The sequence below is a fragment of the Kitasatospora sp. NPDC058243 genome, from assembly GCF_042882025.1.
Classification (GTDB): domain Bacteria; phylum Actinomycetota; class Actinomycetes; order Streptomycetales; family Streptomycetaceae; genus Kitasatospora.
Window position 1 is genome coordinate 21,894 of record NZ_JBHVWW010000030.1, and the last position, 24,184, is coordinate 46,077.

A 24,184-nucleotide genomic window follows, 5' to 3' on the forward strand; every position below is an offset into this window, starting at 1 on the left:
CGCACCCTCGTGACAAGGCATGATGGGCAGAGTGCGGCTGTAGACAGCACCATCCAGAGGAGTAGTCGGAATGAAGATCGGCATTGTCGGGGCCACCGGCCAGGTCGGCGCAGTGGTCCGCGAGATCCTGGCGGAGCGCGCTGGTCGTGAAGGCGGACTGGGCCCGGTCGAGCAGCTGCGGCTGTTCGCCTCGGCCCGCTCGGCCGGACGCACCCTGCCCTGGCAGGGCACCGAGGTCACCGTCGAGGACGCGGCCACGGCCGACTACACGGGCCTGGACATCGTGATCTTCTCGGCCGGCGGCTCCACCTCCAAGGCCCTCGCCCCCAAGGCCGCCGCGGCCGGCGCCGTCGTCATCGACAACTCCTCCGCCTGGCGCCGCGACCCCGACGTCCCGCTGGTCGTCTCCGAGGTCAACCCCGGCGCCATCGCCGACCGGCCCAAGGGCATCATCGCCAACCCGAACTGCACCACCATGGCCGCCATGCCCGTGCTGCGCCCGCTGCACGAGGAGGCCGGCCTCGCCGCGCTCGTCGTCTCCACCTACCAGGCCGTCTCCGGCAGCGGCGTGGCCGGCGTGGCCGAACTCCAGGACCAGGCCGCCAAGGTCGTCGACGGCGCCGCCGCGCTCGCCCACGACGGCTCCGCCGTCGAGTTCCCCGAGCCCAAGGTCTACCAGCGCCCGATCGCCTTCAACGTGGTGCCGCTGGCCGGCTTCATCGTGGAGGACGGCTCCAACGAGACCGACGAGGAGCAGAAGCTCCGCCACGAGAGCCGCAAGATCCTCGGCATCCCGGACCTCAAGGTCGCCGGCACCTGCGTGCGCGTCCCGGTCTTCTCCGGCCACTCGCTCCAGATCAACGCCCGCTTCGAGCGCCCGATCAGCCCCGAGCGCGCCGCCGAACTGCTCGCCGCCGCCCCCGGCGTCGAACTGTCCGACATCCCCACCCCGCTCCAGGCCGCCGGCCGGGACCCGAGCTACGTCGGCCGCATCCGGGCCGACGAGACCGTCGAGCACGGCCTGTCGCTGTTCGTGTCCAACGACAACCTGCGCAAGGGCGCCGCGCTCAACGCCGTCCAGCTGGCCGAGCTGGTCGCCGCCGAGCTCAAGGGCTGACACCCGGCCCCACCGGGCCGCGGGCGCTCGCACCCCGCGGCGGGCGCCCGCTCGCACTCCCCGGCGTGACCAAGGGCGGGCCCCGTCGTTGAACGGGGCCCGCCTTTGCGTTCCGTTGGGCTTGCCGTTGCGGTACCGCGACATCCGTCGAGGTTCGGCGCGCGAACCAGGGGGAAAAGGTGACCCAACGATCGGGCGGCCACGGGGGCCCCTCACCCCACCACGTCCGGACGACGGGCGGATCCGCGCCCACCCGGCCCGACCCCCACACGAGGGCGAGTGGAAAGAGGTGCGCGATGGACCGCTGTGTCGTCCTGGTGGATGCCGGATACCTGCTGGGCGCCGCCGCCAGCCTGCTCGCCGGTGACCCATCCCGTTCCAGAGTCACCGTCGACCACACCGCGCTGATCACCGCGCTGCGCGAACGCGCCGAAGCCGAGACCGGGCTTCCGCTGCTGCGCATCTACTGGTTCGACGCCGCCCCCGACCGGCGCCCGATGCCCGAACACCGCCGGCTGCGCGTCCTGCCCCGCGTCACCGTGCGGCTCGGCGCCCTCACCCGCGCCGAAGGGCGCTGGGTGCAGAAGGGCGTCGACGCCGCCATGCACGCCGAACTCTCCGAACTCGCCCGCAACCGGGCCTGCGCCGACGTCGTCCTGATCACCGGCGACGGCGACCTGCTGCCCGGCATGATGACCGCCAAGGAACACGGCGTGGCCGTCCACCTGTGGGCGCTCCAGGCCGCCGACGGCGACTTCAACCAGTCCGAGGACCTGGTCGGCGAGGCCGACGAGCGAAGAGTGCTCGACCGCGAGTGGATCGAGGGCTCCTTCAGCCTCCGGGACAACGCCAACGTCTTTCCCGCGCCCGGCGCCCGCCAGGAGATCGCCAAGATCCTCGCCGCCCCGCCCGTCGCCCCGCCCGTGGTGGCACCCGCCGCGGCGCCGGTCGTGGCGCCCCCGGTCGTCCAGCCGGCCGCCGTCGCCCCGGCCGCCGTGCCCGCTGCCGCCGTGCCCGCTGCCCTCGGGGCCTCCGCCGTCGGGGCCGCTGTCGTCGGGGCCGTCCCAGGGGCCGGGCGGCCCCAGCCGGCCGCCGCGCTCAAGGTCGTCCCCACCCCCAAGGACCTCGCCGGGCGCACCCCCGCCGTCGCCCCGGCCGTCAACGGGCACGGCGGCACCGGACTCGCGAACGGCCACGGCGGCAACGGGCTCGTCAACGGGCACGGCGCCAACGGGCACGGCGGCAACGGGTTCCTGAACGGGCAGGCGAACGGGCAGGCGAACGGGCACGGCACCAACGGGCAGGCCGTCGGCACGACGGGCGCCCCCGGACAGGCCGGCCCCGTCCTGCGCTGGTCCTCCGACCGCGGCTGGGTCGACCGCCCCGCCCCCGAACCCGCCGTCACCGCCGGCGACAGCCTCCCCACCCTCGCCCACCTCACCACCGCCGAACAGCGCTGGGCCGACCGCGAGGAGGACATCACCTCCATCGGCGGCGACGCCCACGAAGTCGGCCAGGTCTTCGCCCGCCGCTGGAGCGAACGGCTGGGCGACGTCGAACGGCTCACCGTGCTCTGGCCCGACTACCCCCGCATCCCGCACCGGGTCGACGGCGAACTCCTCCGCTACGCCGCCCGCTTCGGACTGCTCGCGCACAAGGACGACCAGATCGACGAACACGACCGCTACGCCATCCGGGCCGGATTCTGGAAGGAACTGGCGGTGCGGGTGCCCGGCGGATCGATGGTGGTCGTGGACGACTGACGGGCGCACGGCCCGGGTTGGACCCGGCGAGCCGCGTGCCGGTTTTCGGTGATCAGGCCCCCTTGTCCGGTTCGCCCGGGCGAACGCGTAAAGTCTTCGGTCGTGACCGAGTCGGCAGGGCGAGTACCCCAGAACACCCCGCCGTGCGTCGCCGTGCGCGACCTCGTCAGGACCTACCGCACCGGGCGCGGAGCCGCCGCGGGCGAGATCCGGGCCAACGACGGAATCAGCCTCACCGTCCGCCAGGGCGAGATCTTCGGGCTGCTCGGACCCAACGGGGCCGGCAAGTCCACCCTCGTCCGCCAGCTCACCGGTCTGCTGCGGCCGGACTCCGGATCCGTCGAACTCCTCGGCCACGACATCGTCCGCCACCCCGAACGGGCCGCCCGGCTGCTCGGCTACCTCGGCCAGGAATCCAGCGCCCTCGACGAACTGACCGTCGCGCTCGCCGCCGAGACCACCGGACGGCTGCGCGGCCTCACCCGGGCCCAGGCCCGTACCGAAGCCGCCGACGTCCTCACCGAACTCGGGCTCGAACCCCTCGCCCAGCGGCCGCTCGCCAAGCTCTCCGGCGGCCAGCGCCGACTCGCCTGCGTCGCCGCCGCCCTCGTCGGGGAACGGCCGCTGCTCGTCCTCGACGAACCCACCACCGGCATGGACCCCGTCGCCCGGCGGGCCGTCTGGACCGCCGTCGACCGGCGCCGCACCGAACGCGGCGCCACCGTCCTGCTGGTCACCCACAACGTCATCGAGGCCGAGACCGTGCTCGACCGGGTCGCCGTCATCGACGACGGGCGGGTCATCGCCTGCGACACCCCCGGCGGGCTCAAGGCCCTCGTCGACGGCGACGTCCGGCTCGACCTGGTCTGGCGGGACGAGGCGCCGCTCACCGTCCCCGCCGTCGCCGAACTCGCCGAACGGGCCGAACGCACCGGCCGCCGCTGGACCGTCCGCACCACCCCCGAACAGGCCCGCGAACTGGTCGCCGCCGTCACCACCGGCCCGGCCTTCGCCGCCCTCGACGACTTCACCCTCGCCACCCCGAGCCTTGAGGACGCCTACCTCAAGCTCGGGGGCCGCCACGGAGGACTGGCCAAGTGACGCTGCTCTCGGTGCCGCCGCAGGCCACCGCCCCCGCGACCGGCGGCACCCCCGCCCCGCTCGCCCCCGCGGCCCGGCTGCTGCCCGCCCTCGCCGCCGTCTACCGGGCGCAACTCGCCCGGGCCCGGGTGGCGCGGATCCCGCTGCTGTTCGTCGCCACTTTCCAGTCCGTCGGCATCCTCGTGATGATGCGGGGCGTGGTGGACGCCGGGCAGACCTCGGCCGCGCGGTCCGTGGTCGCCGGGTCCAGCGTGCTGGTGGTGGCGTTCGTCGCCCTCAACCTGCTCGCCCAGTACTTCGGGAAGCTGCGGGCCACCGGCGGACTCGACCACTACGCGACGCTGCCCGTACCCGCCGCCTCCGTGGTGCTCGGCGCGGCCGCCGCCTACGCCTCGTTCACGCTGCCCGGGACGGTCCTCACCGCGGCCTTCGGCGCCGTGATGTTCGGGCTGCCGCTCGGGCAGCTGTGGGTGCTGCTGGCCGTCGTCCCGCTCGCCGGAGCCGCCCTGTCCGGGCTCGGGGCCGCCTGCGGGCTGCTCGCGCCCCGGCAGGAGATCGCCACCATGCTCGGGCAGCTCGGCATGTCGGCGGCGCTGCTGCTCGGCGTGCTGCCCGTCGACCACCTCCCGCAGCCCGTCCTGTGGCTGCGCGACCTGCTGCCCTCCACGTACGGCGTCGAGGCCTTCGCCCGGACGTTCGAACCCGACCCGGACTGGGCGCTGATCGCGGGCGACCTCGCCGTCTGCGCGGGCGTCGGCGTGGTGTCGCTGGCGATCGCCACCTGGGCCTACCGGCGGGCCGTCTCCCGGTAGGGGGTGTCCCGGGGGTCGCCCGGGGTCCGGCTCCGCGCGGTGCGGAGTCCGGCTCTGGGAGGCACGGGCGGCGGCTCGTCCCGGCCGCGATCGTGAAACGATGGGGCCTGTGACCGTACCGAACACACCTCCGGACCCCACCCGCGCCGCCGCGGACGCGGTGCCGGACATCACCCCCGATCCGTACGCGCCGCCGCCCGCCCCCGACGCCGGGACCCCGCCGCCGGCCGGCCTCGCGGTCGCGCAGTCGCCGGGCCCCACGCTCAAGGAGCGGCTGCTGCCCGAGCTGCGGCTCGGCGCGGGCACGGTACTGGCCTGCATCGCGGTCGGACTGGTGATGGCAGGGCTGTGGGTCTGGCTCGCGCCCAAGGTGCCGCTGGTCGTGGACGGCGACCGCATCCTCTACGCCGACCCCGAAGGCGAACAGCGGGCGGGGGCCGACGCGGTCTTCGCCCTGATCGCGCTCGGCGCCGGCCTCCTGACCGCGCTCGGGGCCTTCCTGGCCACCCGGCATCGCGGCGGCGGCATCGCGGTCGCGCTCGGACTGATGGTCGGCGGACTCCTCGGCTCGGTCGGCGCCTGGCGGCTCGGCCGGTGGCTCGGCCCCAGCAACGACCTGATCGCCGAAGCCCGGCGGGTCGGCAACGGCGGGCACTTCGACGCGAGCATCGACCTCGGCGCGCTGGGGGCGCTGCTGGTGTGGCCGATGGCGGCGATGGTGGTGCTGCTGGCGCTGTCGGCGGCGTTCGGCAAGCGCGAGGAGGACCCGCCGCCGTACTGGGCCGGGCCGTACGGGGCGGCTGCGCCGCAGGCCCCCGCGGACGGCGCGGCGTGGGCGGACGGCGCGGCGCGGCCGCAGGACGCCGTGCGGGCGGACGACGGTGTTCGGCCGGAGGACGCTGCGCGGCCGGGGGAGCGCGGGCAGGGCTGACCGCGTAGGCCCGGGCCCACCCGCGGGTGGGCCCGTCGGCCGGGGTCAGCGGGCGATCGGTGCGGTGCGGGCGCCGGTGAGGGTGACGAGGTCGGCCGGGGAGAGTTCGACCTCCAGGCCGCGGCGCCCGCCGGAGACGTAGACGGTGGGGTGGGTGAGCGCACTGGCGTCGACCACGGTCCGCAGCGGGCGGCGCTGGCCGAGTGGGGAGATGCCGCCGAGGACGTAGCCGCTGCTGCGCTCGGCGGCCGCCGGATCGGCCATGGCGGCGCGCTTGCCGCCCACGGCGGCGGCGAGGGCCTTGAGGTCGAGCTGCCCGGCGACCGGGACCACACCGACGGTGAGCACGCCGTCCACGTCGGCGACCAGGGTCTTGAAGACCCGCTCGGCGGCGACGCCCAGGACCTCGGCGGCCTCGCCGCCGTAGGAGGCGGCGGCCGGGTCGTGCTCGTAGGCGTGCACGGTGAACGGGACGGCAGCGGTCTCCAGGGCGACGGTGGCGGGGGTGCCCTGCCCGCCCTTCTTCGGCTTCTTCGCCATGTGGGGCTCCTTCTTCGCCGTGCGGGTTTTCCGGGCCAGCGTGCGGGCTTCCCGGGTCAGCGTGCGGGTTTTCCGGATCAGCGTGCGGGCTTCCCGGATCAGTTGGGGCTGAACGACTGGCGGGTGAGGTCGACGGCGGGCAGCGACGGCAGCCAGCTGAGCACGGAGCTCTCGCGGCGCAGCAGGTCGAGTTCGGTGCGCAGCCGCTGGGCGGTGTCGGGGCAGGCCAGCAGCTGCTGCTTGACCGGGGTCTCGAACACCGAGGCGGCGGCGACCAGGTAGGAGAGCACCTGCGGGTCGTCCGGGAGCTCCTGGCGCCCGACGGTGCTGGCCTCGCGGGCCCCGGCGAGGCGCTTCTGGTAGACCCGGAAGGCCCGCTCGACCTCGGCGGCGAGGGCGCCGGAGCCTTCGCCGGGCTGTTCCTCGACGAGTTCGGCCTCGCCGGTCAGGTACGGGCCGGAGACGTCCGCCGAGCGGAGCCGGAACCGGGTGGTGCCGGTGACCAGCAGCTCGTAGCGGCCGTCCGGCTGCTCCTGGACGGAGGCGACGTCGGCGACGCAGCCGATGTGGAACATCGCCTCCAGCGGGTCCCCGGTGGCCGTGCCGAGGCCGCCGAGCGGCCCGGTCGGGCCCTCCTCGGGGCGGACCGGGGAGACCTCGCGGCCGTCCTTGATGGCGAGCACGCCGAAGCGGCGCGGCGTGTCGGCCGGTAGTTGGAGCAGGTCGGCGACGAGACGGCGGTAACGCTCCTCGAAGACGTTCAGGGGCAGCACGAGGCCCGGGTAGAGCACGTTGTTCAGCGGGAAGAGCGGGAGCCGTTCTGTCACGGCGGACAGCGTAGTTCCCCGCGCGGTCGCGGCGCGTCGGGGTTGCGCCCGAGGGCGGCCCGCCGGGGCGGTCAGCCCCGTTGCAGCATGCGGGTGGCGCCGGCCACGACGGTGGTGGCGAGCAGCCAGCCGACGATCACCAGCCCGGCGGTGACGTACTGGCTGAGGCCCCCGGGGTTCCAGCCCTGCTGGCCGAGCTCGACGACCGGGACCAGCTGGCTGAGCGTGTACAGCACCGGGTTCCAGTGCGGGTGCTCGTCGGCCTTCAGCGGCTGCAGCGGGTGGGTGGCGAACCAGACGCTGCCCAGCGCCCAGGCGAGCAGCAGCCACAGGCCGGCCCGGCCGGGGCGGTAGCCGTAGCCGACGGTGGCGTCCTGGACCCGGCCCCAGATCCGGGCGGGCAGCGGGAGGGTCCGGTGGCGGCGGCGCTGCTTGGCGTACAGCACCTCGCGGGCGTCGTCGTCGGCGCCGTCGCGGCGCAGGGCGGCGGCGAGCTGCTCGTAGGACTCGGGCTGGAAGTCCACCGAGGAGCCCTCCAGCCAGGCGATCCGCTGCTGGACGCTGAAGGGCCCGACCGGGCGCAGCACCTCGTAGACGAAGCCGGTCAGGCCCAGGTGGCGCCCGCGCGGCCAGGCGTCCGGGGTGTCGACGAGGTTGCCGACCCGGGCGCGGGAGAGCGAGACGGTGCCGGTGGGGCGGACCCGGCAGGTGAACCGCAGCTCGGGGGTGTGGATGCGGCGCAGCGAGAGCTCGTCGTCACCCTCCAGGTGGAACTCGCCGGAGATCAGGCAGGCGCTCTCGAAGCGGGCGTCGGAGAGCCGGACCCGGCCGAAGGCGCGGAACGGGGTGCTGGGGGCGCCGGGCGGCGGGTTCTGGCCGTAGCCGGAGCCGTAGTAGCTGCGGGAGCCGAACCAGCCGCCGTCGGCGGAGCTGGTCAGGTAGAGGGTGTGGCCGACGGTGAGCCGGACGGCGTTGAGGCAGGTGCGGTTCTGCGGGACGGCGTGCAGCTGGGCGCCGCGCAGCGACAGCCGGCCGCCTATCCGGGCCGTGCGCAGGCTCAACTCGCCCTGCACGTCGACGCGTTCGGCCTCGAAATCCTGGTGGACGGCCAGGCCGTCGGCGGACAGCGCGCGGCCGTAGCGGTCGCCGCCCAGGACGGTCTGGTTGAGCAGCAGGTCGGTGCCGACCTTGGCGTCGGTGAGCCGTACGCCCTCGGGTATCCGGCAGCGGGCCAGATGGAGGTCGCCGGTGGTGGTGAGCCGGGAGGCCTCCAGGCGGGGGATCAGGCAGGTGACGAAGCGCAGCGTGGAGGCCGAGGCCTCCGAGATGAGGATCTTGCGTTCGAAACGGCACTCGCGGAGCTCGACGTAGTGGCCGATGGCGCCGCCGGCCAGGTTGAGCGCGCCGGTGACCAGCACGCCGTTGAGCCGCAGCGAGGCGACCCGCCCGGTGGCGGCGGCCGGGCCGGCCAGCAACAGATGGGCGAGCACCTTGGCCCGGACGGTGCGCCCGGGGCCCCAGGCGGCGTCCCCGAACGGGTCGTCGGTGGCGGCGTCGCCACTCCGCCGGTCGAAGACGTTGCCGCGACGGAAGGCCTCCCAGAGCTCACGCTCCGTATCGGTCCAGCCCTCCGGGGCGTGCTCCAGCATGCTTTTCCCCGTCCCCCCGGTCGTCTCGCCTTTCGTATCACGGACTGAAATGCGGGACCAGGGGTTCCGGCCACTCCTTACACTGGGTGGCGTGATCTCTCGAATCGACCTCCGCGGCTCGCTGGACGACCCGCGTGACCTGCTGCCCCGTGCCGAGTTCGACGTGGCGGCCGCCCTGGAGAAGGTGCGGCCGATCGCCGAGGACGTACGCCATCGCGGGGTCGCGGCCGTGATCGAGATCACCGAGCGCTTCGACGGCGTCCGGCTGGAGTCGACCCGTGTCCCGGCCGAGCAGCTGACCGAGGCCCTGGAGACGCTGGACCCGAAGGTGCGGGCCGCGCTGGAGGAGTCGATCCGCCGGGCCCGCGCCGTGCACGCCGACCAGCGCCGCACCGAGCACACCACCCGGGTGGTGCCGGGCGGCACCGTCACCCAGCGCTGGGTGCCCGTGGAGCGCGTCGGCCTGTACGTGCCGGGCGGGCTGGCCGTCTACCCGTCCTCCGTGGTGATGAACGTGGTGCCGGCCCAGGAGGCGGGCGTCCAGGGCATCGCCGTCACCTCGCCGCCGCAGAAGGCCCCTTTTAACAGTGACTGGGGCGCCGGCCGCGTCCACCCGACCATCCTGGCGGCCTGCGCGCTGCTCGGCGTGGACGAGGTGTACTCCGTCGGCGGCGCCCAGGCCGTGGCGATGTTCGCGCTGGGCACCGAGGAGTGCGCGCCGGTCAACATGGTCACCGGCCCCGGCAACATCTACGTGGCCGCCGCCAAGCGCTTCTTCGCCGGTCGGATCGGCATCGACTCGGAGGCCGGCCCGACCGAGATCGCCGTCCTCGCCGACGACAGCGCGCTGCCCTCCGACGTGGCCGCCGACCTGATCAGCCAGGCCGAGCACGGCCCGACCTCCGGCTCGGTGCTCGTCACCGACTCGCCGGCGCTGGCCGACGCGGTCGAGGCGGAACTCGCCGTCCAGGTCGCCAGGACCAAGCACAGCGAGCGGGTCGCCGAGGCGCTGGGCGGCCGGCAGTCCGGGATCATCCTGGTCGACGACCTGGAGCAGGGCCTCGCCGTGGTCAACGCCTACGCGGCCGAGCACCTGGAGATCCAGACCCGGGACCCGCACGCGGCGGCCGCCAAGGTCGTCAACGCGGGCGCCGTCTTCATCGGCCGCTGGACCCCGGTCTCGCTGGGCGACTACGCGGCCGGCTCCAACCACGTGCTGCCCACCGGCGGCTGCGCCTGCCACTCCTCCGGCCTGTCCGTGCAGACCTTCCTGCGCGGCGTCCAGGTCGTCGAGTACGACCGGGACGCGCTCGCCGACGTCGCCGCGCACGTGGTCAACCTCGCCAACGCGGAGGACCTGCCCGGGCACGGCGACGCGATCAAGGCGCGCTTCGACTGGACGGTGCCGGGATCGTGACTGCTGCTACTCCTTCTGTGACTCCTGTGACTTCTGAGGCTGGTGCGACTCCGGTGGCTGGTGCGACTCGGGTGACTCGGATCGACGACCTCCCCATCCGCGACGAGCTGCGCGGCCAGTCCCCGTACGGCGCGCCTCAGCTGGACGTGCCCGTCCAGCTGAACACCAACGAGAACCCGTACCCGCTCCCCGAGGAGCTGGTCGCCCGGATCGCCGAACGCGTCGCCGAGGCCGCCCGCAACCTCAACCGCTACCCCGACCGGGACGCCGTCGAACTGCGCGAAGGCCTCGCCGCGTACCTCGGCCGGACCACCGGCTTCGCCGTCACCCGGCAGCAGGTCTGGGCCGCCAACGGCTCCAACGAGGTGCTCCAGCAGCTGCTGCAGACCTTCGGCGGCCCCGGCCGCAGCGCGCTCGGCTTCGAGCCCTCCTACTCGATGCACGCGCTGATCTCCCGGGGCACCGGCACCGAGTGGATCTCCGGCCCGCGCAACGACGACTTCACCATCGACCTGGACGCCGCCCTCGGCGCGATCGCCGAGCACCGGCCGAACGTCGTCTTCATCTGCTCGCCGAACAACCCGACCGGCACCGCCGTCGCCGCCGACACCGTGCTGCGGCTGTACGAGGCCGCGCAGGCCGCCGGGCCCAGCCTGGTCGTCGTCGACGAGGCGTACGTCGAGTTCTCGCACCGGGCCTCGCTGCTGCCGCTCATCGAGGGCCGCCCCAACCTGGTGGTCTCCCGCACCATGTCCAAGGCCTTCGGCGCGGCCGGGCTGCGCCTGGGCTACCTGGCCGCCGACCCGGCCGTGGTGGACGCGGTGCAGCTGGTCCGCCTGCCGTACCACCTGTCGTCCGTCACCCAGGCCACCGCGCTGGCCTGCCTGGAGCACACCGACACCCTGCTCGGGTACGTCGGCCGGCTCAAGGCGGAGCGCGACCGGCTGGTCGACGCGCTGCGCGGGCTCGGCCTGGAGGTCACCGACTCGGACGCCAACTTCGTCCAGTTCGGCCGCTTCGCCGACACCCACGCCGTCTGGCAGGCCATCCTCGACCAGGGCGTCCTGGTCCGTGACAACGGCGTCCCCGGGTGGCTGCGCGTCACCGCCGGCACGCCCGCCGAGAACGACGCCTTCCTGGACGCCGTCCGCACCGTGATCAAGGAGCTGTAACCCGTATGTCCCGCATCGGACGCGTCGAACGCACCACCAAGGAGACCGCGGTCCTGGTCGAGATCGACCTCGACGGCACCGGGAAGACCGACATCTCCACGGGCGTCGGGTTCTACGACCACATGCTCGACCAGCTCGGCCGCCACGGCCTCTTCGACCTCACCGTCAAGACCGACGGCGACCTGCACATCGACACCCACCACACCATCGAGGACACCGCCCTCGCGCTCGGCGCCGCCTTCAAGCAGGCGCTCGGCGACAAGGTCGGCATCTACCGCTTCGGCAACTGCACGGTGCCGCTGGACGAGTCGCTCGCCCAGGTCACCGTGGACCTCTCCGGCCGGCCGTACCTGGTGCACACCGAGCCCGAGCACATGGCGCCGATGATCGGCTCGTACGACACCACGATGACCCGGCACATCCTGGAGTCCTTCGTGGCCCAGGCGCAGGTCGCCCTGCACGTCCACGTGCCGTACGGGCGCAACGCCCACCACATCGTGGAATGCCAGTTCAAGGCGCTCGCCCGAGCCCTGCGCTACGCCGCCGAGCGCGACCCGCGCGCGGCCGGAATCCTCCCCTCGACCAAGGGTGCACTGTGAGCAAGGCGACCCTCGCCCTCATCTTCGTCGGCCTCTTCCTGGCCGGCGGCGTGATCTCGTTCTGGAAGCAGAAGCTGCCCAAGGGCGTCATCCTGGTGCTCGCGTTCGGCTCGGTCATGTGCCTGGCCTCCGGCATCATGCGCCTCTAGCCGCATGGACGCTGGATACATGGGCTCTGGACACGTGAGCTCCGGACACGTAGAGAGACTGGACACCTGAACATGGGCAAGAACGTCGTCGTCCTCGACTACGGGTCGGGCAATCTCCGCTCCGCGCAGCGCGCGCTCGAACGGACCGGGGCGGACGTCACCGTCACCTCCGACTACGACACCGCGATGAACGCGGACGGCCTGCTCGTCCCCGGCGTCGGCGCCTTCGAGGCCTGCATGCGCGGCCTGAAGTCCGTCCGGGGCGACTGGATCATCGGCCGCCGGCTCGCCGGGGGCCGCCCCGTCATGGGCATCTGCGTCGGCATGCAGATCCTCTTCGAGAAGGGGGTCGAGCACGGCGTGGAGACGGCCGGCTGCGACGAGTGGCCCGGCGTCGTCGAGCCGCTGGACGCCCCCGTCATCCCGCACATGGGCTGGAACACCGTCGACGTGCCCGAGGGCAGCCGGATGTTCGCCGGCCTCGACCCGCAGACCCGCTTCTACTTCGTGCACTCCTACGGTGTGCGGCACTGGGAGCTGGAGACCCACAGCGCACGGATCCACGCCCCGCTCGTCACCTGGGCCACCCACGGGCAGCCCTTCGTCGCCGCCATCGAGAACGGCCCGCTCTGGGCCACCCAGTTCCACCCCGAGAAGTCCGGCGACGCCGGCGCCGCCCTCCTGACCAACTGGGTCAACACCCTCTGAGCTCGGAAGAGTTGTGACTATGAGCCGCCTCGAACTGCTTCCCGCCGTCGACGTCCGGGACGGCCAGGCCGTCCGCCTGGTCAAGGGCGCGTCCGGCACCGAGACCTCCTTCGGCGAACCGCTCGCCGCCGCCCTCGCCTGGCAGAACGCCGGCGCCGAGTGGCTGCACCTGGTCGACCTCGACGCCGCCTTCGGCACCGGCACCAACTACGAGCTGCTGCGCGAGGTCACCGGTCGCCTCGACATCAAGGTCGAGCTGTCCGGCGGCATCCGCGACGACGAGTCGCTCGCCAACGCGCTCGCCACCGGCTGCACCCGGGTCAACCTCGGCACCGCCGCCCTGGAAGCCCCCGAGTGGGTCGCCAAGGCCATCGCCGAGCACGGCGACAAGATCGCCGTCGGCCTGGACGTCGTCGGCACCACCCTGCGCGGCCGCGGCTGGACCCGCGACGGCGGCCAGCTCTTCGAGGTGCTGGAGCGGCTCAACCAGGAGGGCTGCGCCCGCTACGTCGTCACCGACGTCAACCGGGACGGCACCCTGACCGGCCCCAACCTGCAGCTGCTGCGCGACGTCTGCGCCGCCACCGACCGCCCCGTCGTCGCCTCCGGCGGCGTCTCCTCGATCGACGACCTGCGCGCCATCGCCGGCCTGGTCGGTGCGGGTGTCGAGGGCGCCATCGTGGGCAAGGCACTCTACGAGCAGAAGTTCACCCTCGAAGAGGCCCTGGAGGCGGTTTCAGGATGACGGAACGTCGGATCGTACGTGGCAGGGTCGGCGGATTCTCCCCCTGGGAGGACCAGTTCGGCTACTCGCGGGCGGTCGCCGCGGGAGACCACGTGCACGTGGCCGGCTCCACCGCCTGGGTGGACGGCCGGATCGAGCACGAGGGAGACCCCTACCGGCAGACCCTCGCCGCGTTCGGCGTCGGGCTCAACGCCCTCGCCGCGTACGGTCTGACGGCGGACGACGTGGTCCGCACCCGGATGTACATCACCCACGTCCGCGACGCCGACGAGGTGGGCCGCGCCCACCACCAACTCTTCGACGCCGCCCGCCCGGTGGCCACCATGGTGGTGGTCGACGGGCTGATCGACTCCCGGATGATGGTCGAGATCGAGCTCGACGCCTATCGATCCGGGCTGGCAAAGACCCTGGAAGGCAAACAGCCGTGACCCTCGCCGTACGTGTCATCCCCTGCCTGGACGTCGACGCCGGGCGGGTGGTCAAGGGCGTCAACTTCCAGAACCTGCGCGACGCCGGCGACCCGGTCGAGATGGCCAAGCTCTACGACGCCGAGGGCGCCGACGAGTTGACCTTCCTCGACATCACCGCCTCCTCCGGCGACCGGGAAACCACCTACGACGTGGTCCGCCGCACCGCCGAACAGGTCTTCATCCCGCTCACCGTCGGCGGCGGCATCCGCGCCGTCGAGGACGTCGACAAGCTGCTGCGGGCCGGCGCCGACAAGGTCGGCGTCAACACCGCCGCCATCGCCCGGCCGGAACTGGTCCGCGAGATCGCCCAGCGGTTCGGACGGCAGGTCCTGGTGCTGTCCGTCGACGCCCGGCGCTGCCCCCCCGGCACCGAGACCGCGTCCGGCTACGAGGTCACCACCCACGGCGGGCGCAAGGGCACCGGCCTCGACGCCGTCGAATGGGCCGGGCGCGCGGCCGAACTCGGCGCCGGCGAGATCCTGCTCAACTCGATGGACGCCGACGGCACCAAGGACGGCTACGACCTGGAGATGATCCGGGCCGTCCGCAAGACCGTCTCCGTGCCCGTCATCGCCTCCGGCGGCGCCGGCAAGCTCGCCGACTTCGCGCCGGCCGTCGAGGCGGGCGCGGACGCGGTGCTCGCCGCGAGCGTCTTCCACTTCGGGGACCTGCGGATCGGGCAGGTCAAGGACGCGCTGCGGGAGGCCGGGCACCCGGTGCGGTGACCGGACGTACGCCCTGAGGGCCCGCCGCGCTGGTGCGTGGCGGGCCCTTCCGCGTTCTCAGGCCTGCGGTGTTCTCAGGTCTCCTGCGTTCTCAGGCCTGCGGCGGCTCGCCCTTGATCAGCGCGAACGGCGTGCCGTGCGGGTCCGCCAGCCAGGCCAGCCGGCCGACGTTCGGCACGCTCTCGGCGGGCATCAGCACCGAGCCGCCGGCCGCCGTCGCCTTCGCGATCACCGCGTCAACGTCGTCGGCGGCGAAGTACGGCGTCCAGGCGGAGGGCTCCTGCGGGGACATGGTCGGGGCGATGCCACCGAAGGCCGTGGCCTGCTGGTCGCCCTCGGAGGTCGAGATCACCCGGTAGTCCATGCCCGGAGCCGGCTCGAACTTCTCCACCCGCCAGCCGAACAGCGCCTGGTAGAAGCCGACCCCGGCGCTCTGGTCCGAAGTGTGGAGCTCGGACCAGACCAGCGCGCCGTCCTCCGACACGGCCTCCAGACCGGCGGTCTTGCCCGGCTGCCAGACCGCGAACCTGGCCCCCTGCGGGTCGGCGAACTGGGCGAACCACCCCTCGCCCATGACGTCCATCGGCGGCACCAGCACCGAGCCGCCGCCCTGCTCGGCGGCCTTCGCCGTGGCATGCACGTCGGCGGCATGGAAGTACGTCGTCCAGGTCGGCTGGTCACCCTCGTCGAGCGGGCCGACGGCGCCGACCGTCCTGCCGCCCAGCTGGAAGAAGCCGTAGCCGCCCGCCTCCGGGCCGCCGGACCGGAACGTCCAGCCGAAGACCTTGCCGTAGAACTCGGCGGTGGCGGGGATGTCCGGGCTGCCGAGGTCGATCCAGCAGGGCGCGCCGGCCGGAAAGTCGGTGGTGAGCATGAGGTGGTGCCCCTTCGACGGAAGACGTGACCAGGCCGGTTCCGTCAGGCGCGCGCACGCACGCACCCTCCCCGACCCTCTGCGAGTCTGCACCCGGCCACTGACATTCGCAGCCGGGGGAGCGGCCGCAGACCTCAGCTGCGCCCGCGGAAACGGGCCCACTGCTGAGCCGCCCGGTTCAGCCCGGCAGTCCACGGGTCCGGATCGTCTCCGGCGATCTCGGCCCACATCCGGGCCTGAGCCTGCGCGAAGGCGTCCACCACGGTCGGATCGCCGGTCTGCCAGGCCGGGACCCTGGCGGCCCACGCTTCCGCCGCAGCCGGGCCGTGGCCGCCCGCAGCGATCAACCAGACCACCCACAGGGCCGGGTCGATCCAGGGCGCTCCCCGGGTGGCCCACGCCCAGTCGACGAGAAGTGCATGGTCTTCGCGGATCAGGACGTTCTCGTTGTTCAGGTCCGTGTGCAGCAGGTGGTTGCCGCCGAACTGGAGCAGCACCTCGGGGTCGTCCACGTAGGCGGCCCATCGCTGCTCGGCCCGGCGCAGCTCGATCGGGGGACACGGGGTACTGCCGAGTCGACTGAGGGTGTCGACCATCAGCTCCAGGTCACCGGTGTCCCGGTAGCCGGCGTGGCGGGCCTCGACGTGCTCGAACGCGACGAGGCTCCAGCCGTCGACGTCGAGGTGCCAGAGGACGGTGGGGGCGAGGCCTTCCACGTAGGGGTTGATCTCCCTCTCACGTCGCTGTGTCCACACGCGTGGGTGACTCAGCTGCATCCCCTTGACGAAGACGGCGCCCCTGGAGGTGCTGAGTCTGGCGGCGATCTCGGAGTTGAAACCGGCCGAGACGGTCTGCGCGGCAAGGACCGGCGTCCCGAGGCGGGCAGTGACGGCCCGGCGCACGGAGCCGGGCAGGTCTGCCCAGTGAAGGCGGCTGGTGGTCACGGCTCACAGGCTCCCAGAGTCACCCCGGAGGCCGACGGCACCGCAGCCGTCGGCCTCTGGGGTTGCGCCCTACCGGTACGGGTTGTCGTCGTTGCACCCGGGGAGGGCGTCCGCGCCAAAGTCCTCCATGTCGTCGATGAACCCCAGCGTCTCGTCGTCGTCCTCGCGCCGGGTGGTGGTGATCTCGACCATGACAGCGGTCATGCTGTGCTTCCTTTCTGTCCGTGCTGGCAGTAGGTGTTCAGTGGTGCCTTCGCCTCCTGGTAGCGCTTGGCCAGAGGTCGGCAGACCGAGCAGTCGGCGGAGAGCTGGCAGCTGGAGCAGCCACCGGTGCGAAGCATGAGGCGGTCGGCGATTCCGCCGAGCCGGGCGAGGCCTTGGACGCCCTCGGCCATGAGATCGATCTGCTCATCGCGGCCGACCTTGCAGATCGAGGCCCTTCCGTGCGGGTCGACGTGGAGGAACGTGTGTCCCACGTTGCAGCCCGTGAACCGTTCGAGCGGCCTCAGATGAGCGGGCGACTGGGATGCAAGCGATTCGGCGCCGCCGTAGATCGTCGGCGACATGTGGGTGTACTCCTTGCAGGGGAGCCCGAGTTCGTCCGCCATCCCATGCATCCGGGAGAGCTCGTGCGCGTTCTGCGCGGTGACGATCAACGCCAGTTGCAGGGGAAGGCCGGCCGTGATTCCGGCGGCCAGTCCGCGCGTGACCCGTTTGAAGGCGCCCCGACGTCGGGTGAACGAGTCGTACGTCTCTGCGGTCGCGCCGTAGAGGGAGACCGTGACCCTGTACGGCCTGCTGGCGGCGAGCGCTTCCAGGGCTGCGGGGCTCGACAGTCGCGTGCCGTTCGTCAGGACCTCGACCATCATTCCCAGATCGTGCGCGAGCCGGCACGAAGCCGCGAAGTGGGGGTCGATCAGCGCCTCGCCCCCCGTGATCTGGAGCCAGAGGATCCCGGCGTCCCGCAGGGTCAGCAGCAGACAGCGCTTGCCCTTTTCGTCCAGGCCGGCGAATCGCTTCTCTCCGAGGTAGCAGTGCTCACAGTCCAGGTCGCAGCCGAGGTTGATCTCCCAGCTCGCACGGCTGTGCCCGTACACCGGGGCGTCGCGGACCAGGACGGCTTCACTCGTCGGCCGGATCGCCAGTTCGGCGCCCCAGCGGGCACGGGCGGCGTGCGCGAGCCAGAATGGGAGGTTGGCCCCGGAGTCGTGGGAATGCTCCAGCTCCCGGAACCGTCGTTCGGGCAGCTCGATGCCCTCCAGCCGGCCCGGTCGCAGCACAACGAAGCTCTTGAGGAACGGACTTGCGATCAGGCTGTGCACTTCTCCTCCTCGACCGTCAGGGTGCCTGAGTGGCGCAGCTGGGACTCGGCGGCCGACTTGGTGTAGAAGCGCCTGATCCGGTCCGAGGAACCCGGAACGCGCACGTACTCGTGCTGTTCGCGGTCGTAGATCCCCCAGCACTCCAGCAGGAAGAAGTGGGGGCTTCGGGAGTCGATCAGGCGGATCTCGTAACGAGGCGAGGCGGAAGGAGCGCTCACCGCGACTTCCGGCTGGGCGTGAGCATGAGTCGCGATGGCTGGTGCGGCGAGCCGCGAGTCCCCCGTCACGACCTGGTCGGGTGCCGCCTCGAACCAGACCACCTTGCCCTCCTCCGCCGGGTACCAGCCCCAGGAGTGGGTCAGCGCCTCCACCAGGAGCAGGCCGCGGCCGCCGGTGGCCATGTCGTCTGCCGCGCTCCTCACCGGCGGCTGCGGACTCCTGTCCGCGACCTCGACCCGGAGGCGGACCCCAGTCCACCGGACCGTGACGCGGCAGCGCTTTCCGGTGTGCTCAACGGCGTTGGTGATCAACTCGGCGGTGCACAACTCCACATCGCGCAGTGACTTCTCGGAGAGGAGTTCCGGCCAGGACCGAGCCGCACGCATCACCCACAGCCGGGCGGATCTCACCGCAGCCGTGGTCGGTTGCACCTTCTGGGACTTCGGCATCGGGAGCACAGCGCAGTCGTCGGTGTTCATCAGCCCTCCCGGACTGGGGCGTTGATCGGTGCGGCGATGAGCAACCGCACTGTGGTTCGACCTTCAGAGCGACAGGACTCAGAGGCCCTGGCAGGCTCGAATCCAGTGAACCGGCCCAACAGCACGATCGGTATACCTGTCGACACGTAGAGTGGTTTACGCGGTTTACAGCCCGACCTCAGGGGATCGATCGTGGCCACACGCAGGGAACCCAATCACCGCCTCAGGGAGACGATTTCAGCGGGCGGATGGACCTATGAGGCGTTAGCCCGTGCTGTGCGGTGCATCGGTGCGGAGAACGGTGAGATGCTCCTCACCAACAAGTCCGCCGTGGCCCACTGGATCAACGGCGCGCAGCCGGCGGGGCAAGTCGGCCAATACATCGCCGAGGCGCTCTCCCGCCGCTCCGGGCGCCGGGTCACCCTTGCCGAACTCGGCTTCGCCACCCCGGAAGAGTCCTTGGCGGTGAGTAGTGATCCGGTCGAGGCGGTTGCCAATCTCGGCCGTGCAGATGTCGAGCGCCGCACCTTTCTGGCCGTCGCCGCATTCACAACTGCCGGTGTAGCCATGCCGTTGCTCTACGATCCTGAGCCGATTTCGCGCCTGATGAGGGCCCGGACCGGCTTGGCCCGCATCGGTGTTGAAGAAGTTGAGGTCGTTCGGCAGATCACTGCCGTGTTCAGCGCGGCAGACGAACGACTCGGCGGCGGGCACGGGCTGACCACCGTGACCGCTTACCTGGCCGACACTGCAGCCCCGATGCTCAACGGCCGCTTCCCCAACGAAAGCACGCGGCGGCACGCCTTCGGAGCCGTGGCCGAACTTGCCTACCTTGCTGGATGGAAACACCACGACCTCGGCCAAGAAGGCGCTGCCCAGCGCTACTACCAGGTCGGCTACCAACTCGCTGTGGAGTCGGACCCCCATGGTCACGCCGGATGGATGATGCGGACCCTGGCCCATCAGGCGCTCAGTCTCAAGCAGCCCCACCACTGTGCGGCGCTGATCGAGAATGCACTCGCTCGGAGCGTTGGTCGGGTGGATGGAAGGACCGAGGCGCTTCTTCACATCACTCACGCTCGTGCTTTCGCCGCCACCCGTGACAAGTCCTCCGCAGCCAAGGCGCTCCTCGCCGCGGAGAACGCCCTCGTTCGAGATGGCGACCCTCAGCCCAGTTTCTCATTCGTCAGCGGCCCTGCGGTCGGTACTGTCGCCAGCCACACTGCTCGAACCCTCACCGACCTCGGGGACCACGCAGGAACCGAACAGCAGCACCGTGCCGCGCTGATTCGTTGGGATGCCGAGAAGTACAAGCGGGTTCACGCCCTCACCTACGCAGATCTGGGTGACAGCTTGGCTGTTCAAGCCCGAGCGGACGAGGCGGTCGCAGCCTGGGGGCGTGCGCTCGACCTCATGGCCGGCATGACCTCGGACCGGACGAGAAAGGCGATTTCCTCAATCCGCCCGTGCTTGGCGATCTACCGTAGACGTGGTGTTCCTGGAGCCGTAGATCTGGAACGCCGGACACGCGAGGCACTGACATGACAGCCGTACCGCAGGAAGGACCCGACCGACGTGGCTCAGCCGACCGCCGATCAGATGACTGCTCTCAATCCCGCTACGGAGTCGATGACTCTGCTGGTCGCCGCCGTCATCGTCCATGACCTTGAAGCTCAACGTGTCGTTCTTCTCCGGCGGGGGCCCAGGGCCAAGTTCGCGCAGGGCCTGTGGGATCTGCCGGTCGGCAAGAGCGAACCAGGCGAGCCGATCACGGAGACGGCGGTTCGCGAGCTCAGGGAGGAGACCGGGCTCGTCGCCGCTCCCGAGGACTTGCAACTCGTTCACGTCATCCACGGTGCTCGCGGCGTCGAGGCTCCCAACGGCTTCCTGACTGTCGTTTTCGCGACTCACCGGTGGTCCGGTGAGCTCGCGAACGGGGAACCTGCCAAGCACTCGGACGTTGCGTGGGTCGGCGTCGGTGCCGTACCGGAGGAATTCGTCTCCACTACCAGGGGCGCTCTGATCAGCTATCTCACCGATGGCCCGAGCGTCTCTCTCGACTCGTGGCGGAGCTGATTGTCGACCGGGGGTTTTCGATCTCCTCCCATTTCTATCGGTCTTGGGTCGTCGAGCGCTGCCCCTCGGTATTCCGAGGGGCAGCGCTTCATTTCTCTCGCTTTTACCGCGCGGGCAGGGGGAGGACGTGGCGGAGGGCTTCGAGGGCGTCGGGGGAGCCGTCTGTGGTGAGGGTGGTGTGGGTGCCGCGGCCGTAGGTGAAGAGGACCAGGTCGCCTGGTTCGCCGGTGAGTTGGACGGTGGGGGAGCCGGTGGGGCCGACGGTGAGGGACTGGCCGTCGGGGCGGCGCAGGGTCAGGCGGACGGGGGAGCGGCGGCCGGCTTCCAGGCGGGCCAGCAGTGGCAGGCGGCGCCACAGGGCTTCGGCGCGGCCGGCGGGCACCGGGGAGGGCGTCCAGTCGTCGGCGGCCCGCAGGACGTCCTCGGCGTGCACGTAGTACTCGACGGTGTTCGCGGCCTCGTCGGCGCCGGGCAGGGCGAACAGGGAGAACACCGGCGGGCCGGAGCGGAAGAGCTTCAGCAGTTCCTCGTACGGGCGCTCGGCGTACGCGGACTGCACCCGGTGGGTCCAGTCGGCGAGGGCGCCGACCCGGATGCCGGCTGCCGCGTCGGCGCGGCGCTCCCGGATCACCAGGTGGGCGGCGAGGTCGCGGGTGGTCCACCCGGCGCAGAGGGTGGGGGCGTCCGGCCCGGCGGCGGCCAGGAGTGCGGCGAGGCGGTGGCGTTCGGCGAGGGCGTGGTTCGACATGGCGCCACGATAGAGGCTGTCAGTGCAGGTTGCCGGTGAGCTTGGGGCCGCCCTGCTTGTTGGAGGCCGTCAGGGTGCAGGTGTAGTCCCGCCAGCCCTGCTGGTAGTTGGCCTGGGCGGGGCCGAACTGGCGGCCGTAGTACGTCTTCCCGTCGTTCTGGCGGGCCTTGGCGGCGGCCTCGGCCTCCTTGCAGCCCTCGCGCATGGCGAGCGAGATCGGGATCTCGCCGGTCAGGCCGTCGGCCAGTTTCAGGTCGGCGATCACCTGGCCGTCGTGCTCGCCGGTGCAGGGGCGCTCCTCGGCCTTGGTGATCACCGGGCTGAGCTGCGGGTGGTCGAAGCAGGCGCCGACCGGGAAGAAGGCGTACGGCGGGGTCTTGGTCGGGGTGGGTGTCGGCGTGGGGGTGGGCGTCGGGGTCGGGGTGGCCGTGGGGGTGGGCGGGGGCGGCGCGGCGGCGGGCTTGCGCTCCTCCGGCCAGAGCAGGACGGTGGCCACCACCGCGAGCAGCACGGCCAGGACGGCCACGACGGCGAGGACCAGGCCCCGGGACGGGCGGGAGTCGGCGGCTGCGGGCGGCTGCTGCTCGGAGGTCATGGGCATGAGGATGGCCCACGCGGGGCCCGCCCGGCAGGCGGTTGGCCGAAATCGCCCCTTTACGGCGAGGTTCGGGGTAGGGCGGGATAGGCTCCCCGGCCGCACGGATCCAGCCCGGAGGTAGTGAGTGCACCGTGTAGGGCCCACCGCACAAGGCGCACGGCGCAGGGCGCAGGCCGCACCGGGGCTGCGGGCCGGACTGCAACAATGGCCCCATGTCCACCACACCCGCCACCCCCGGCACCACCGCCCTGGCCCCCGAGATCGCCGCGCGCCTCAAGCGCACCGAGGACGGCCTGCTCCCGGCGATCGCGCAGCAGTACGACACCGGCGAGGTGCTGATGCTGGGCTGGATGGACGACGAGGCGCTGCACCGCACGCTCACCACCGGCCGCTGCACCTACTGGAGCCGCAGCCGCCGCGAGTACTGGGTGAAGGGCGACACCTCCGGCCACGCCCAGGCGGTCAAGTCGGTGGCGCTGGACTGCGACGGCGACACCCTGCTGGTGAAGGTCGACCAGACCGGTGCCGCCTGCCACACCGGCGACCGCACCTGCTTCGACGCCGACGTGCTCCCGCTCGCCTGACCCCTCCTCCTGCTCCTCCTACCGGAACTCCAGAAGGTGCCGCTCGCCATGGATCTCGAAGCCTTCCGCAAGCTCGCCGTCGACACCCGGGTCATCCCGGTCACCCGCAGGCTCCTCGCGGACGGTCTCACCCCGATCGGCCTGTACCGCAGCCTCGCCGAGGAGCGGCCCGGCACCTTCCTGCTGGAGTCCGCCGAGCAGGGCCGCAGCTGGTCGCGCTACTCCTTCGTCGGCGTCCGCAGCGCCGCCGTCCTCACTGTCGGGGAGGACGGCGAGGCCCGCTGGCTGGGCACCCCGCCGGTCGGCATCCCGACCGGCGGCGACCCCTTGCAGGTGCTGCGCGCCGCGCTGGAGGCGCTGCACACCCCGCGCCGCGACGACGACGGCCTGCCGCCGCTCACCGGCGGCCTGGTCGGCTACCTGGGCTACGACGTCGTCCGCCGGCTGGAGAAGCTGCCCGACCTCAACCCGGACGACCTGCGGCTGCCCGAGCTGACCATGATGCTCGCCACCGACCTCGCCGTGCTCGACCACGTCGACGGCACGGTGCTGCTGATCGCCAACGCCGTCAACCACAACGACCTGGCCAGCGGCGTGGACGAGGCCTACGCGGACGCGGTGGCCCGGCTGGACGCCATGGAGGCCGACCTGCTCAAGCCGGTCGACCCGGGCCTGGCCACCTTCACCCCTGCCGGGCCGGGCGAGGCCCGCTCCCCGTTCGGCGGCGCGCCGTACCGGGCGGCGGTGGAGGTGGTGAAGGAGCGGATCCGGGCCGGCGAGGCCTTCCAGGTCGTCCCCTCGCAGCGCTTCGAGGCGCCCTGCCCGGCCTCGGCGCTGGACGTCTACCGCGTGCTGCGCACCACCAACCCCAGCCCGTACATGTACCTGTTCCGCTTCCCGGGGCCGGACGGCACCGCCGAGGGCGGCTTCGACGTGGTCGGCTCCAGCCCGGAGGCGCTGGTCAAGGTGACCGCCGGCGAGGCGATGGTGCACCCGATCGCCGGGACGAGGCACCGCGGCGCCACCCCGCACGAGGACGCGGCGCTGGCCGCCGAACTGCTCGCCGACCCCAAGGAGCGGGCCGAGCACCTGATGCTGGTCGACCTGGGCCGCAACGACCTCGGCCGGGTCTGCGAGCCGGGCAGCGTGGAGGTGGTCGACTTCATGCACATCGAGCGCTACAGCCACGTGATGCACATCGTCTCCACCGTCACCGGCCGGGTGGCGCCCGGGCGGACCGCCTTCGACGTGCTGACCGCCTGCTTCCCGGCGGGCACCCTGTCCGGCGCGCCCAAGCCCCGCGCGATGCGGATCATCGAGGAACTGGAGCCCACCCGCCGCGGCCTGTACGGCGGCTGCGTCGGCTACCTGGACTTCGCCGGGGACTCCGACACCGCGATCGCGATCCGCACCGCCGTGCTGCGCGACGGCACCGCCTTCGTGCAGGCCGGCGCGGGCGTGGTCGCGGACTCCGACCCGCACGGGGAGGACACCGAGTGCCGCAACAAGGCGGCCGCCGTGCTGCGGGCCGTCGCCACCGCCAATACGCTGCGGACGCCGGAACTGTCGTGAGTCGACAGTCGTGAGCTGTAAGCCGTGAGTCGTCGAGGGAGGC

At 72.3% G+C, this 24,184-nt stretch carries 27 protein-coding genes; 17 read left to right on the forward strand and 10 right to left on the reverse strand.

The annotated features are described in order from the left end of the window. Window positions 1-70: 70 nt before the first annotated feature. The 5 genes from ACFVX9_RS20530 to ACFVX9_RS20550 all read left to right on the forward strand — a co-directional run bounded on the left by ACFVX9_RS20530 (window position 71) and on the right by ACFVX9_RS20550 (window position 5,724). Window positions 71-1,117 carry an aspartate-semialdehyde dehydrogenase gene (locus ACFVX9_RS20530; RefSeq protein WP_387982887.1) on the forward strand — a complete coding sequence of 349 codons (1,047 nt, stop codon included), beginning with the start codon at window positions 71-73 and terminating at the stop codon, window positions 1,115-1,117. Window positions 1,118-1,413: 296 nt separating this feature from the next. Further along, complete coding sequence (locus tag ACFVX9_RS20535; protein WP_387982889.1) at window positions 1,414-2,880, forward strand: NYN domain-containing protein; 1,467 nt, start codon at window positions 1,414-1,416, stop codon at window positions 2,878-2,880. A gap of 102 nt (window positions 2,881-2,982) precedes the next feature. Further along, a complete protein-coding gene (locus ACFVX9_RS20540) occupies window positions 2,983-3,981 on the forward strand; it encodes an ABC transporter ATP-binding protein (RefSeq protein WP_387982891.1) in 999 nt (332 codons plus the stop codon). Next, window positions 3,978-4,793: an ABC transporter permease gene (locus ACFVX9_RS20545; protein WP_063347189.1), complete on the forward strand. Its 816-nt coding sequence runs from the start codon at window positions 3,978-3,980 to the stop codon at window positions 4,791-4,793. Before ACFVX9_RS20540 ends, ACFVX9_RS20545 begins: the two co-directional genes overlap by 4 nt. 109 nt (window positions 4,794-4,902) lie before the next feature. Next, complete coding sequence (locus tag ACFVX9_RS20550; RefSeq protein WP_387982892.1) at window positions 4,903-5,724, forward strand: hypothetical protein; 822 nt, start codon at window positions 4,903-4,905, stop codon at window positions 5,722-5,724. 45 nt (window positions 5,725-5,769) lie between these two features. Here ACFVX9_RS20550 and ybaK read toward each other — a convergent pair whose 3' ends face one another. The 3 genes from ybaK to ACFVX9_RS20565 form a co-directional block, all read right to left on the reverse strand. Next, the gene (ybaK, locus tag ACFVX9_RS20555) at window positions 5,770-6,264 is read right to left on the reverse strand and encodes a Cys-tRNA(Pro) deacylase (RefSeq protein WP_380423260.1); all 495 of its coding nucleotides are present in this window, start codon (window positions 6,262-6,264) and stop codon (window positions 5,770-5,772) included. A gap of 98 nt (window positions 6,265-6,362) precedes the next feature. After that, the gene (locus ACFVX9_RS20560) at window positions 6,363-7,091 is read right to left on the reverse strand and encodes an LON peptidase substrate-binding domain-containing protein (RefSeq protein ID WP_380376363.1); all 729 of its coding nucleotides are present in this window, start codon (window positions 7,089-7,091) and stop codon (window positions 6,363-6,365) included. Between the two features lie 71 nt (window positions 7,092-7,162). Then, a complete protein-coding gene (locus ACFVX9_RS20565; RefSeq protein WP_380481657.1) occupies window positions 7,163-8,740 on the reverse strand; it encodes an oxidoreductase in 1,578 nt (525 codons plus the stop codon). A 91-nt stretch (window positions 8,741-8,831) separates the two neighbouring features. Between ACFVX9_RS20565 and hisD the strand changes: the two genes are divergently transcribed. The 8 genes from hisD (at window position 8,832) to hisF (ending at window position 14,725) form a co-directional block, all read left to right on the forward strand. Beyond that, a complete protein-coding gene (hisD, locus tag ACFVX9_RS20570) occupies window positions 8,832-10,157 on the forward strand; it encodes a histidinol dehydrogenase (protein ID WP_380376369.1) in 1,326 nt (441 codons plus the stop codon). A 71-nt stretch (window positions 10,158-10,228) separates the two neighbouring features. After that, complete coding sequence (locus ACFVX9_RS20575) at window positions 10,229-11,329, forward strand: histidinol-phosphate transaminase (protein WP_063347183.1); 1,101 nt, start codon at window positions 10,229-10,231, stop codon at window positions 11,327-11,329. A gap of 5 nt (window positions 11,330-11,334) precedes the next feature. Beyond that, on the forward strand, window positions 11,335-11,928 hold the full coding sequence (gene hisB / locus ACFVX9_RS20580; protein WP_063347182.1) for an imidazoleglycerol-phosphate dehydratase HisB: 594 nt from the start codon (window positions 11,335-11,337) through the stop codon (window positions 11,926-11,928). Then, on the forward strand, window positions 11,925-12,077 hold the full coding sequence (locus ACFVX9_RS20585) for a hypothetical protein (protein ID WP_167745856.1): 153 nt from the start codon (window positions 11,925-11,927) through the stop codon (window positions 12,075-12,077). The genes hisB and ACFVX9_RS20585 overlap by 4 nt, the downstream gene beginning before the upstream one ends. Before the next feature lie 72 nt (window positions 12,078-12,149). After that, entirely contained in the window at window positions 12,150-12,785 is a 636-nt protein-coding gene (gene hisH, locus ACFVX9_RS20590; RefSeq protein ID WP_350885738.1) for an imidazole glycerol phosphate synthase subunit HisH, read from the forward strand. A gap of 19 nt (window positions 12,786-12,804) precedes the next feature. Further along, a complete protein-coding gene (gene priA, locus ACFVX9_RS20595) occupies window positions 12,805-13,530 on the forward strand; it encodes a bifunctional 1-(5-phosphoribosyl)-5-((5-phosphoribosylamino)methylideneamino)imidazole-4-carboxamide isomerase/phosphoribosylanthranilate isomerase PriA (RefSeq protein ID WP_380481653.1) in 726 nt (241 codons plus the stop codon). Further along, window positions 13,527-13,958 (forward strand): RidA family protein, encoded by a 432-nt coding sequence (locus ACFVX9_RS20600; RefSeq protein WP_063347179.1) that lies wholly within the window; start codon window positions 13,527-13,529, stop codon window positions 13,956-13,958. The genes priA and ACFVX9_RS20600 overlap by 4 nt, the downstream gene beginning before the upstream one ends. Beyond that, window positions 13,955-14,725, forward strand: coding sequence for an imidazole glycerol phosphate synthase subunit HisF (gene hisF / locus ACFVX9_RS20605; RefSeq protein WP_063347178.1), 771 nt, complete (start codon window positions 13,955-13,957; stop codon window positions 14,723-14,725). The genes ACFVX9_RS20600 and hisF overlap by 4 nt, the downstream gene beginning before the upstream one ends. A gap of 91 nt (window positions 14,726-14,816) precedes the next feature. Here hisF and ACFVX9_RS20610 read toward each other — a convergent pair whose 3' ends face one another. From ACFVX9_RS20610 to ACFVX9_RS20630, 5 genes are all read right to left on the reverse strand, one after another. Beyond that, the gene (locus tag ACFVX9_RS20610) at window positions 14,817-15,599 is read right to left on the reverse strand and encodes a VOC family protein (protein ID WP_380481649.1); all 783 of its coding nucleotides are present in this window, start codon (window positions 15,597-15,599) and stop codon (window positions 14,817-14,819) included. Window positions 15,600-15,733: 134 nt separating this feature from the next. Next, a complete protein-coding gene (locus tag ACFVX9_RS20615) occupies window positions 15,734-16,543 on the reverse strand; it encodes an aminoglycoside phosphotransferase (protein WP_380481647.1) in 810 nt (269 codons plus the stop codon). Between the two features lie 69 nt (window positions 16,544-16,612). Then, entirely contained in the window at window positions 16,613-16,747 is a 135-nt protein-coding gene (locus ACFVX9_RS20620; RefSeq protein WP_363618922.1) for a hypothetical protein, read from the reverse strand. Further along, window positions 16,744-17,865, reverse strand: a complete 1,122-nt coding sequence (locus tag ACFVX9_RS20625; protein ID WP_380481645.1) for a radical SAM protein — start codon at window positions 17,863-17,865, stop codon at window positions 16,744-16,746. The genes ACFVX9_RS20620 and ACFVX9_RS20625 overlap by 4 nt, the downstream gene beginning before the upstream one ends. Then, window positions 17,853-18,563, reverse strand: a complete 711-nt coding sequence (locus tag ACFVX9_RS20630; RefSeq protein WP_380536585.1) for an ATP-binding protein — start codon at window positions 18,561-18,563, stop codon at window positions 17,853-17,855. Before ACFVX9_RS20630 ends, ACFVX9_RS20625 begins: the two co-directional genes overlap by 13 nt. 192 nt (window positions 18,564-18,755) lie before the next feature. Here ACFVX9_RS20630 and ACFVX9_RS20635 point away from each other — a divergent pair, with 192 nt between their 5' ends. Together ACFVX9_RS20635 and ACFVX9_RS20640 are read left to right on the forward strand one after the other, a co-directional pair. Further along, complete coding sequence (locus tag ACFVX9_RS20635; RefSeq protein WP_380423251.1) at window positions 18,756-20,108, forward strand: tetratricopeptide repeat protein; 1,353 nt, start codon at window positions 18,756-18,758, stop codon at window positions 20,106-20,108. Window positions 20,109-20,138: 30 nt separating this feature from the next. Further along, a complete protein-coding gene (locus ACFVX9_RS20640; protein ID WP_380481643.1) occupies window positions 20,139-20,639 on the forward strand; it encodes an NUDIX domain-containing protein in 501 nt (166 codons plus the stop codon). A 103-nt stretch (window positions 20,640-20,742) separates the two neighbouring features. Here the strand turns inward: ACFVX9_RS20640 and ACFVX9_RS20645 are convergent, their stop codons facing one another. Continuing rightward, window positions 20,743-21,387: a TIGR03085 family metal-binding protein gene (locus tag ACFVX9_RS20645; protein WP_380481641.1), complete on the reverse strand. Its 645-nt coding sequence runs from the start codon at window positions 21,385-21,387 to the stop codon at window positions 20,743-20,745. 19 nt (window positions 21,388-21,406) lie between these two features. Beyond that, window positions 21,407-21,982, reverse strand: coding sequence for a hypothetical protein (locus ACFVX9_RS20650; RefSeq protein WP_380481639.1), 576 nt, complete (start codon window positions 21,980-21,982; stop codon window positions 21,407-21,409). A 215-nt stretch (window positions 21,983-22,197) separates the two neighbouring features. Here ACFVX9_RS20650 and hisI point away from each other — a divergent pair, with 215 nt between their 5' ends. Both hisI and ACFVX9_RS20660 read left to right on the forward strand, forming a co-directional pair. Next, window positions 22,198-22,569: a phosphoribosyl-AMP cyclohydrolase gene (gene hisI, locus ACFVX9_RS20655; RefSeq protein WP_063347172.1), complete on the forward strand. Its 372-nt coding sequence runs from the start codon at window positions 22,198-22,200 to the stop codon at window positions 22,567-22,569. A 48-nt stretch (window positions 22,570-22,617) separates the two neighbouring features. After that, window positions 22,618-24,141: an anthranilate synthase component I gene (locus ACFVX9_RS20660; RefSeq protein WP_380334091.1), complete on the forward strand. Its 1,524-nt coding sequence runs from the start codon at window positions 22,618-22,620 to the stop codon at window positions 24,139-24,141. Window positions 24,142-24,184: the final 43 nt, after the last annotated feature.